A 10,684-nucleotide genomic window follows, 5' to 3' on the forward strand; every position below is an offset into this window, starting at 1 on the left:
CGAACTCGCGACGGCCCACAGCCACGCCCGCGCCGCCGTGGATGGCCTGCGTGCTGCTGGTCAATCAGACTACCTTCCCCTCGGCCTCCTCACCCGCGCCTGGCTGCAAGCCGTGGAAGGCAACCCCGAAGCCGCCCAAGCAGACTTGGATACCGCCGAACGCATCGCCACCCGTGGCGACATGCGCCTACACCTCGCCGACATCCACCTGCACCGCGCCCGCCTGTTCCGCGACCGCGCCGCCCTGGCCGAAGCGCGGCGGCTGATCGAAGAATGCGGCTACGGACGGCTGCGGGGCGAATTGGAAGACGCCGAACGGGCGGCGCGGGCGTGGTCAACGTGATTGCCGTGGCCCTCCCACCTATGGCAGCCTGAACCCCTTACTTCCCCCTTACGAGAAGCCGCCGGGTTCTACCGGCAACAAGCCGGGACGGGTTTGGCGCAATCCTTCCTAGCCGAATTCGAGCGGGCAACCCATCTGCTACTTGAATATCCCGGCCTCGGTTCGCTCTGGCGACACGGCCTGGCCCATGTCTTTTAACCAACGGCAAATCCGCCTCACCCCCTACCAGCCACCCCCGGCTTCCGATACCCCCCACACGCCACCGACACCCGCGCCCTGTCCTCCCCATCCAAGCGCAAGGCCGTCAATTCGCCACCCCACAGGCAGCCGGTATCCAGGCCATAAACGCCTGGCCCCGCATGAAACCCCAGCGTGGACCAATGCCCGAACACGATGGTCGCGTCCACACTGCGCCGTCCCGGCACATCGAACCAAGGCCGCAAATGCGGCGGCTGGCTGCCCGGTACCCCCTTGTGCTTGAACTCGACCCGCCCATCCCACTCGCAATAGCGCAGCCGGGTCAGGCAATTGGTGATGAAGCGCAGCCGCCCCCAGCCCCGCAAATAATCCGACCACATATCCGGCTGATCCCCGTACATGTGCCGGAAAAACTCCCCGTAGCCCTCGCCGCGCAGGAGGCTCTCCACCTCGGCGGCGTGGCGGGCGGCGTCCTCGGCGGACCATTGCGGCGGCAGGCCCGCGTGAATCAGGTAAAATCCCCCCTCGCGATGGAGCAGCGGGCGACGGCGCAGCCAATCCAGCAACTCATCGCGGTCGGGCGCGGCCAGCACATCGCCGAAGGTGTCCCGGTGCTTGGTCTTGGAGACCCCTAGCGCCACGGCCAGCAAGTGCAAATCGTGATTGCCCAGCACCGCGACGGCGGCCTCGCGCAAGCCCCGGATGCAGCGCAGCGTTTCCAGCGAGCGCGGCCCCCGGTTCACCAAATCGCCGGTGAACCAGAGCCGGTCTTGGGCTGGATCGAAACGCAGTTTTTCCAGAAGCGCCTGTAATTCGGCGAAGCAGCCCTGCACATCGCCGATGGCGTAAATAGCCATGGGATTAGTGGAGCGTCCGGGGAATGGCGAGGGTGAAGGCGGGAATCTCGGCTTCGAAAGCATCGCCCTCGTCGGAGACCATGTGATACTCGCCACGCATGGTGCCCACCGGGGTTTCAATCATGGTGGCGCTGGTGTAGCGGAAGGCTTCGCCCGGCGCGAGGTGCGGCTTCTCGCCCACCACGCCTTCGCCGCGCACCTCCTGCACCTTGCCATGGGCGTCGGTGATGACCCAATGCCGGGACACCAAGCGGGCCGGGGATTCCCCGGAATTGCGGATGGTGATGGTGTAGGCGAACACATAACGATCCGCCTCCGGGGCGGATTGGGATTCCAGATAATTGGTTCTGGCGTCGATCTCGATACGATATTTTTTTCTCATGGTAACAATGCTGACTTAAATAGGCGGGTGAAAATTCGGGCGGATAGTTTAAACGGAAGTCCGCCATCCCGGCACACGGGCAACCGCCCCATCAGGGTAATCGCACTATGTTCCCCTAGTCCCCTCTCCCACCGGGAGAGGGCTAGGGTGAGGGGATCAAAACAAGGATTTCTTCCTCAGGACTTACGCACAGTTCTGGACAAATCGCTGTAGGTCGGGCTTAAGCCCGACCTACATTAACCGCTTCGCGGAAACCTGCGTAAGTCCTGTTCCTTTTAAACAACGCTGATGGCAATCCCGGCCCGAGCTTTTTGGCCGACACGCTGAGAGAGTTAAGGCAGAAGATACCGTTTAAATCCCCCCTCACCCCAACCCTCTCCCGCTGGAGAGGGAGAAAACGAGGAAGCACCAATATCGGTGGGCATGAGTACATGCCCACCCTACCTCGCTAAACACACGACCGGACAAACCGAAGAGGCAATCAAGCGTGCATATCCACATCCTGGGCATTTGCGGCACTTTCATGGGCGGACTGGCCATCATGGCCAAGCAACTGGGCCACCACGTCACCGGCTCCGACCAAAACGTCTACCCCCCCATGAGCACGCAGCTCGAAGAGCAAGGCATCACCCTGAAATCGGGCTACAGCCCCGCCAACCTCGACCCCGCGCCGGACTTGGTGGTGGTGGGCAACGCCATCTCGCGGGGCAACCCGGAAATCGAAGCGGTCTTGAACCAGGGCTTGGCCTACACCTCCGGCCCGCAATGGCTGTACAACCATGTGCTGAAAGGCGCCTGGGTGCTGGCGGTCGCGGGCACCCACGGCAAGACCACCACCACCAGCCTATTGAGCTGGATACTGGAAAGCGCTGGCCTTGAGCCGGGCTTTTTAATCGGCGGCGTGCCGCTGAATTTCGGCGTGTCGGCCCGGATCGGCGGCGGGCGTTATTTCGTGGTGGAGGCCGATGAATACGACACGGCCTTCTTCGACAAGCGCTCCAAGTTCGTCCACTACCGGCCCCGCACCGCCATCCTCAACAACCTGGAATTCGACCACGCCGACATCTTCCCCGACCTCGCCGCCATCCAGCGCCAGTTCCACCACTTGGTGCGCAGCATTCCCGGCAACGGCCTGATCGTCGCGCCCGCCTGGGACGAGCCTCTGGCCGAAGTCCTGCGCATGGGCTGCTGGACGCCGGTCGAACTCACCGCGCCCGCCGAGGATGAATCCCCCGCCGCCTGGCGCCACCGCCTGCTGGCCACCGATGGCAGCCGCTTCGAAGTCATCCATGACGGCCAGCCGGTGGGCATCGTCGAATGGACCCTGGTGGGTCTCCACAATGTCCAGAACGCCGTCGCCGCCATCGCCGCCGCCCATCATGCCGGGGTGAAACCCGCCAAGAGCATCGCCGCCCTGGGCCAGTTCAAGAACGTCAAGCGGCGCCTGGAAATCCGCGCCGAGGTGAACGGCGTCACCCTCTACGACGACTTCGCCCACCATCCCACCGCCATCGCCACCACCCTGGCGGGCCTCCGGGCGCGGGTGGGCACGGAGCGCATCATCGCCGTCCTGGAACCCCGTTCCAACACCATGCGCATGGGCGTCCACTCAGAACTCTTGGCCGACTCCCTCCGCGCCGCCGACCGGGCCATCGTCTATCAAGCGCCCGACCTGGGCTGGGACGCCGCCGCCGCCACCGAGGGCGCGGCCAATGTCAGCGTATTGCGTTCGCTCGACGAGATCGTCGAATTGCTCCGGCGGGACAGCCGCCCCGGCGACCACATCCTGTTCATGAGCAACGGCAGCTTCGGCGGCATCCACCAAAAGACCGAATCAGCCCTCCGCGCCGGTTGAAACCCACGGCTTAACGCATCGGACCCAGGCCAGTGACTAAACCTATTTCTGTCATCATCGTCAATTTCAATGGCGGACTACTCCTCACCGATTGCGTCCGCTCGGTGCTGAATTCCAATCTGGATGTCGAGGTCGTCGTTTCTGATAACCGCTCGACCGACGACAGCGTTTTTGAATTGAAGCGGCGATTCCGACAGGACGGCCGCCTGAAAATTATCGAAAACGCCGAGAATCTAGGGTTCGCCAAAGCCAATAATGTTGCCCTGCCGGAATGCCAAGGCGATTTCATATTATTTTTGAATCCCGATTGCATTATCCAACCCGAGACCATCAGCGGCATGTTGGCGGTCATGGATCATTATCCAAACGCCGGGATGGCCGGATGTCTGATACGTAACCCCGATGGCAGTGAGCAGGCCGGTTGCCGACGGAGCATTCCCACGCCTTGGCGCACCTTTATCCGGCTCACCCGGCTCCACAAATTCGCCAACTATCACCCGCGTTTTGAAAGCTACTTGCAAACCGGGCTGCCCATGCCCGATAAACCCCTGAAGGTCGAAGCCATTTCTGGTGCCTTCATGCTGGTGCGCCGCGACTCGATAAACACCGTCGGCCCCATGGACGAGGGTTATTTCATGCATTGCGAAGACTTGGACTGGTGCATGAGATTCCGGCAGGCTGGCCTTAAAATCCTATTCGTGCCCAGTGTCGAAATCATGCATGTGGGCGGGGTGTGTAGCGCCTCGCGGCCAGTTTCGGTGGAGTATTACAAGCACATCGGAATGGTGCGCTTCTATCGGAAGTTCTTCCGCCATCAATACCCGACCATCTTGATGTGGCTGGTCCTGCTAGCCATTGGAATACGCTTTGTAGTAAGGATTCCAATTTACTTTCTGCCCATGAATAATCCAGCCAAAAACTGGGGGCGGTTACATGCCATGTACTCGTTTTCCAGCACCCGCCCCGCCAATCAAGGCATAAACAAGCCGACCGGACATTCGCGACGGATCATGGTCACGGGCGCCACCAGCTTAATCGGCGATTACTTATTACCGAAATTGCTGGATTCCGGGTTCAAAGTAGACGCCATCAGCCGGAACCCGCCCGAACTACCGCCTGTTCCCGGACTGTGCTGGCACAAAATCGATATCGCCATCGAGCCAGTGGCCGATTTATTCGGCGCTGAAATCCTCATTCATTTGGCACCGCTTTCAACCCTCCCTCCCCTGCTTGAAAACACCACCGCGAATACCCTTAAACGGATTATCGCGTTTAGCTCAACCAGCCTTTTCACGAAGTATCAATCGGGCTATGAAAAAGAACGGTTAATGGCCCATGGATTGCGGGAATCCGAGGATAAATTGGCAGAACATTGCGCGAATTATGGCATTCACTGGACGGTGTTCCGGCCCACCTTGGTTTATCATCTGGGCAGGGACAAGAATATCACCAGCATTGCTTATTTTATTCGTCGGTTTGGGTTTTTCCCTTTGGTGGGCAGCGGCGATGGATTGCGTCAACCCGTACATGCCGAGGATTTGGCGAACGCCTGTATGAATGCCATCGACAACCCCTTAAGCTTCGGCCACGCCTATAACCTTAGCGGCGGTGAAACGCTCACCTATAAAGAAATGGTGGAACGGATTGCCAAAAATATCGGCAAGCCCAACCGGATTGTCAACATACCACTCCCGGCGCTTCGTATATTCCTGCGCGGACTCTCCTACATACCCCGCTATAAACACCTAACGCCAGAAATGGCGAATCGGATCAATCGGGATATGTGCTTCGATCACCTACCCGCCAGCGAGGATTTAGGATTCGCGCCCCGCCGGTTTCTGGAACAGGAAATAAACTGAATTTAACAACTTATGTGGGTTCCTAAGCAGCCAGACAAACGCTTCACCCGCCTAGCGGCATTGCTTATCCAAATCGTGCTACGGGCGCGGGGGAAACTCACGCTACGCAATCTGTTATCCATCAGGAAATGGCGCCACCTATTGGAGAGGATGAAGCGGGAAATCACCGTCCTTCGCCAAACCCGCCGCCCTCCCCATTTTGCCGCTTTATCCGCTAGTGAAGCCTATGTTCTCCACAATACCCTAAGGCCGGAATTACACGCCATTCTCAGGGAATCCGTTACCCGCTTTAATTACTTGCCCACCATCAGCATTCTCATGCCGGTTTACAACGTGGACCCACGTTGGTTGACGGCGGCCATGGAGTCCGTCATCAATCAAATTTATCCCCATTGGGAGCTTTGCATCGCCGATGACGCTTCCACCACACCGGAAACCATTGAAGCGCTAAAGCAATATGAAGGGCGCGATAAGATCAAAATAATTTATCGGCGGGAAAACGGCCATATCTGCGCCGCCAGTAATTCAGCGTCCGAATTGGCAAGCGGGGATTTTGTGGCGCTTCTGGACAACGACGATTTGCTTGCGCCAAACGCCCTTTTTGAAATTGCACGGCTACTCAATGCACACCCGGAAGCCGATCTCATTTATACCGATGAAGACAAAATAGACGCCAAAGGGCGGCATTATGATCTGCATTTCAAGCCCGACTGGTCGCCCGTATTATTACTGGGCTACAACTATATTAATCATCTGACCTGTATCCGCCGGAGCCTGCTTGAAGAGGTGGGGCGATTCTCTCTGGGCTTTGAAGGCGCACAGGATTATGATCTTTTACTCCGCCTCGCAGAACACACGAAAAACATATTTCATATTCCAAAAATACTTTATCACTGGCGCTCCATCCCGGAATCAACCGCCTCCTCAGCGTCGGTTAAACCCATAGTCGATACGTCCGCTTACAAAGCCTTAAAGAATCATTTGGACCGGCAAGGAATTGTAGCCAAGATTTATCGCCCCAGTTTCGCCGAATCCTATGGTTTGCCCATCAATCAATTGGACTGGTCTGACGAAGGCCCAGGTATTGAAATTATTATCTTTGGAGATGGCAAACAAGACTATTCCGCTCGCTGTGCTAGCGCCATCCAAAAGAGTACGCGCTACCGGAACTACCGAATAGCCTCAAGCCAAACCGAATATTCGGATTTCCCGGCTAGTTTGCCGACACGTTTAAATGCCGCCGCAAAAGCGAGTGATGCGGACCTGCTGCTGTTTTTGAGTAACAGGACGACCGTCACCGAACCCCGCTGGCTCAGCCGCCTGGCGGGATATTCAAGCCTGCCGGGCGTAGGGATTGTCGGTGGGCGGCTGATTACCCCAAAAGGACATCTTCATCAGGCGGGCAAAATACTCGCCGATTCATCCTATTTCCCGGCTTTCTCCGGCGAGCCAGTAAAATTATTGAGCTACTTCTTTCTCGCCGAAACCGCCAGGGATTGCTCAGCCGTTAATATCGCCTGTCTACTCACTCGGCGCTCAGATTTTATCGAAGCTGGGGGATTCAGTGAGATATTAGGGTCAACGGGATTTGATGTGGATTATTGTCTACGTATTGCAGAACAAGGATTGCGGACGGTTTTTGTGGCCGAGGCCGAGTTGTCCTACACCACGGAATCCACCCATCCATTTCCTGGACCGCGAGACATAGCCAGCCGGAAATACTTGTCTTGGCCTTGCGTAGACCGCTATTACAATCCCAACCTTTTACCGCCGTCGTTTACCGTTAATCCAGTTTCACGACTGGATTATGGGGAATATATTGAAAAGCCGCTTAAGTGCGCCTTCTTCACCCATAATCTTAATTTGGAAGGCGCACCAAAAGTTATTCTCAACCTTGCCGCTGATTTGCATCACGGTGGGGGCATAGACGCCTTGGTCTTTTCACCCGAGGTCGGTCCCGCGACGGAGTTTCTCAATCAAGCGGGCGTGCCGTTTGAAGTTATTCAATTGACGGGCTGCGACAATATGCTTTCAGGGTGGGCCGATCTGGATAGTTTCAACGCAACGCTTGGGCAGGTTTCTGACCTCCTCAAGCTCGCTAGGCCCGATGTGGTTGTGGTCAATGTCTTGAACAGCTTTTTTGTCGTCGAGGCGGCGGCCCGGCTGGGTATTCCCTGTGTTTGGATCATCCATGAAAGCTACCACCGCGATTTACTAATTCGCGCCATCGACAGCAAGGCCTTTCCGATTTTCGAGGCAGCCTTCACCAAAGCCAACGCCGTGGTATTCGTATCGGAGGAAACCCGTCAGCTCTATAATAATTATAACCGGCTTATAAACTTTACCGTCATTCACAACGCGCTTTCCAAAACTTTCCTGAATAGCCCGGTGATTCCCAAGGACATTATTCGCAATGTATTGGGCATTGCCGATGGCATGAAGGTGATTGTAAGTATTGGAACGGTTTGCGAACGGAAGGATCAGAAAACCCTGGTGCGGGCCATCGAATCCCTGTCAAAAATCAGGGATGATTTCCTGTGCTTTATCGTGGGCTGGCGGGCCTCCGACCATTATTGCCACCAAGTATCCGATTTGGTTCAGCAATACGGATTAACCGGGCGAGTCATACTGGTTCCAGAAACACGGGATGTGGCTCAGTATTATTCTGCCGCCGACCTATTCGCCTTTACATCCCTCAACGAATCCTATTCCTTGACCATGCTTGAAGCCATGGCTTATGGACTGCCTGTCATCACCACCGCATGTATGGGTGTTTCCGAGCAAGTCCAATTTGGCCACAATGCTGTGCGTTTCGATTTCCAGGATCATAATGCCTTGAGCGGCCATTTGGCGTCATTACTCGACGATGACGGGAAGCGTATTGCGATGGGAAAATATTCTCGGCAATTATTTGAAGCCATGCCCACCTATGACGAGGTGGTTCAGTCTTATAAAAACCTAATCATCTCGGCTTGGCAGGTTGGCAGCCTGAATCGGAATGGTTGAATCTCCACCTAATACCGTCCCGAAAGTCGCGGTTATAATCGTTAATTACAACGGAGGCGACTACCTAATCCAGTGTATAAACGCCCTGCGACAACAAACCTTCCCAATCCAGCAAATTATCCTGGTGGATAACGCCAGCACTCTCAAGCCAATTATTGGTCATGAGCCGTGGCTAACGGGTATTCAGTTGATCCGACTGGAATCCAATCTAGGCTTTGCCGCCGCGAATAATTGGGCGGTTAAGTCAGCTAAGGAGGCCGATTGGATAGCGCTGCTGAACCCCGACGCTTTTCCCGATCCCGATTGGTTGGCTAAATTAATGCAGGCTACCGACAAGTTCCCACACTATTCCAGCTTCGCCTGCCGGATGCTGTGCGCCGAAAATCCAGAAATTCTCGATGGTGCCGGAGATAATTATTACGCCAGTGGGCGGGTGAAACGCCGTGGGCACGGAATGCCTGCCAGTGGGCGCTATTTGAGCTATGACGAAGTGTTCTCGCCATGTGCCGGGGCCGCCCTATACAAGAAAACGGCCTTCGACGAAGCGGGCGGGTTTGACGAGGATTTCTTTTGTTACCTTGAAGACGTGGATTTGGGATTTCGTCTTCGCCTAGCCGGGCACCGATGCTTGTACGTGCCAGACGCCGTGGTCCTACATGTGGGATCGGGTATTACTGGAAGGCACAGTGATTTTTCAACCTATTACGGACACCGGAATTTAGTTTGGGGATTTATCAAAAACATGCCCGGCATTCTCTTCTGGCTTTATCTTCCATTGCATTTGGCTATGAATATGTCCAGCTTATTTATATGTGCTGGCCGCGGACAGGGATTATTGAGCCTTAGGGCTAAGCTGGATGCATTGAAACAGTTGCCAAATATGCTTAGAAAGCGCCGCCTCATTCAACCGGCCCGAATAGATGTCTGGGCTATACGGAATATGATGAAGCATGAATGCTTTCGGCGTGATTTATAAAAATAGCGCGTCACAACGCTTACAGCACTTGATTTGAAAGAAGCAATCGCGAGACCTTTATATGATTCAAACCGAATTCGATGAATTTGCCGACGAATATCTGGATATGCATAAAAAGAATATCCGCGTGTCGGGAGAAAACCCAGAATACTTCTCGGAATATAAGATTAAAGATGTGTCGAACTTATTAGCCAGCGACTTTCCTGACACGGGGCGAATATTGGATTTTGGGGCTGGCGTTGGTGGTTCCTTGCCTTACTTTAAGAAATATTTTTCACAGGCCAATTTAACCTGCCTGGATGTATCGGCGAAGAGCCTAGCCATAGCCCGCGAGCGTTTTCCAGATCAAGCCGATTTCAAACTGTTCGGCGGACAAACCTTGCCTTTTTCAGATAATTTCTTTGACTTGATTTTTGCCGCCTGCGTCTTTCATCATATCCCCCGTGCCGATCACGTCAGGTTGCTCGGTGAATGGCACCGAGTATTGAAGCCAGGTGGAATGGCCGTGATTTTTGAACATAATCCCTTAAATCCGCTGACTGTTCAGGCGGTGAATACTTGTCCTTTTGACCAAAATGCCGAATTGATTTCAGCACCGACAATGAAGCAGCGGATGGTGGCGGCGGGGTTTGGGCGGGTCAGAACACATTACCGGGTATTTATTCCCGGTGCCCTCCGAATATTGCGGCCTGTGGAGAGATGGCTGAACTGGTGCCCGTTTGGAGCGCAATACATGACCTATGCGGTCAAACAGGGAGACACCCCGCTATGATGCTCATAAAGTTTTTGCTGGTGGGGACGTTAAACACCCTAGTCGGACTCGGCGCTATTTATTTTGCGATGTATTTTTTGAGCCTTGATAATATTACCGCCAATGCATTTGGCTATATCATAGGAATTCTGCTTGGATTCGCGCTCAATAAGCGCTGGACATTCGCCAATCGCGATGGTATTACAGCGACGTTGATACGTTATTTCATAGTCATCGCGGTCGCTTATGCCGTCAATCTCACCGTGGTTTTATCGACCCATTTATATCTTGAACTCAACCAATATCTAGCCCAAGCCACGGGCATTATCCCATATACCATTATCGCGTTTTTTGGTAGCCGCTATTATGCCTTTAAAAATAATGGATATTCCAACACAGCCGACATAAACCAACCGACCAGTTTCAACGATACAGAAACAATGGGCGTTGCGAAACT

9 protein-coding genes are annotated in these 10,684 nt (G+C 55.0%); 7 read left to right on the forward strand and 2 right to left on the reverse strand.

All coding sequences use genetic code 11. From position 1 onward, the window contains the following. On the forward strand, positions 1–343 hold a 343-nt coding region (locus tag ACXWUF_RS11215; RefSeq protein ID WP_458494765.1), incomplete at its 5' end, for a hypothetical protein. Positions 344–558: 215 nt separating this feature from the next. Here the strand turns inward: ACXWUF_RS11215 and ACXWUF_RS11220 are convergent. After that, entirely contained in the window at positions 559–1,398 is an 840-nt protein-coding gene (locus ACXWUF_RS11220) for a symmetrical bis(5'-nucleosyl)-tetraphosphatase (protein WP_458494766.1), read from the reverse strand. Between the two features lie 4 nt (positions 1,399–1,402). Further along, positions 1,403–1,780 carry a Co2+/Mg2+ efflux protein ApaG gene (apaG, locus tag ACXWUF_RS11225; protein WP_458494767.1) on the reverse strand — a complete coding sequence of 126 codons (378 nt, stop codon included), beginning with the start codon at positions 1,778–1,780 and terminating at the stop codon, positions 1,403–1,405. 487 nt (positions 1,781–2,267) lie between these two features. On the opposite strand from apaG, the gene mpl reads away from it, so the two are divergent. The 6 genes from mpl to ACXWUF_RS11255 all read left to right on the forward strand — a co-directional run. After that, positions 2,268–3,635, forward strand: a complete 1,368-nt coding sequence (gene mpl / locus ACXWUF_RS11230; RefSeq protein ID WP_458494768.1) for a UDP-N-acetylmuramate:L-alanyl-gamma-D-glutamyl-meso-diaminopimelate ligase — start codon at positions 2,268–2,270, stop codon at positions 3,633–3,635. 32 nt (positions 3,636–3,667) lie between these two features. Then, the gene (locus ACXWUF_RS11235) at positions 3,668–5,494 is read left to right on the forward strand and encodes a glycosyltransferase (RefSeq protein WP_458494769.1); all 1,827 of its coding nucleotides are present in this window, start codon (positions 3,668–3,670) and stop codon (positions 5,492–5,494) included. Positions 5,495–5,644: 150 nt separating this feature from the next. Then, positions 5,645–8,500 carry a glycosyltransferase gene (locus tag ACXWUF_RS11240; RefSeq protein ID WP_458494770.1) on the forward strand — a complete coding sequence of 952 codons (2,856 nt, stop codon included), beginning with the start codon at positions 5,645–5,647 and terminating at the stop codon, positions 8,498–8,500. After that, positions 8,493–9,476, forward strand: a complete 984-nt coding sequence (locus ACXWUF_RS11245; protein WP_458494771.1) for a glycosyltransferase family 2 protein — start codon at positions 8,493–8,495, stop codon at positions 9,474–9,476. Before ACXWUF_RS11240 ends, ACXWUF_RS11245 begins: the two co-directional genes overlap by 8 nt. Positions 9,477–9,537: 61 nt before the next feature. Further along, entirely contained in the window at positions 9,538–10,248 is a 711-nt protein-coding gene (locus tag ACXWUF_RS11250; protein WP_458494772.1) for a class I SAM-dependent methyltransferase, read from the forward strand. Next, on the forward strand, positions 10,245–10,684 hold a 440-nt coding region (locus ACXWUF_RS11255; protein ID WP_458494773.1), incomplete at its 3' end, for a GtrA family protein. The genes ACXWUF_RS11250 and ACXWUF_RS11255, both read left to right, overlap by 4 nt.

This window comes from Methylomagnum sp., assembly GCF_054333355.1.

Bases quoted from the DNA above. Each gene is read 5' to 3' on its own strand.
- ACXWUF_RS11245 (WP_458494771.1), top strand. From the start codon at position 8,493: ATGGTTGAATCTCCACCTAATACCGTCCCGAAAGTCGCGGTTATAATC.
- apaG (WP_458494767.1), bottom strand. From the start codon at position 1,780: ATGAGAAAAAAATATCGTATCGAGATCGACGCCAGAACCAATTATCTG.
- ACXWUF_RS11240 (WP_458494770.1), top strand. From the start codon at position 5,645: ATGAAGCGGGAAATCACCGTCCTTCGCCAAACCCGCCGCCCTCCCCAT.
- ACXWUF_RS11220 (WP_458494766.1), bottom strand. From the start codon at position 1,398: ATGGCTATTTACGCCATCGGCGATGTGCAGGGCTGCTTCGCCGAATTA.
- ACXWUF_RS11250 (WP_458494772.1), top strand. From the start codon at position 9,538: ATGATTCAAACCGAATTCGATGAATTTGCCGACGAATATCTGGATATG.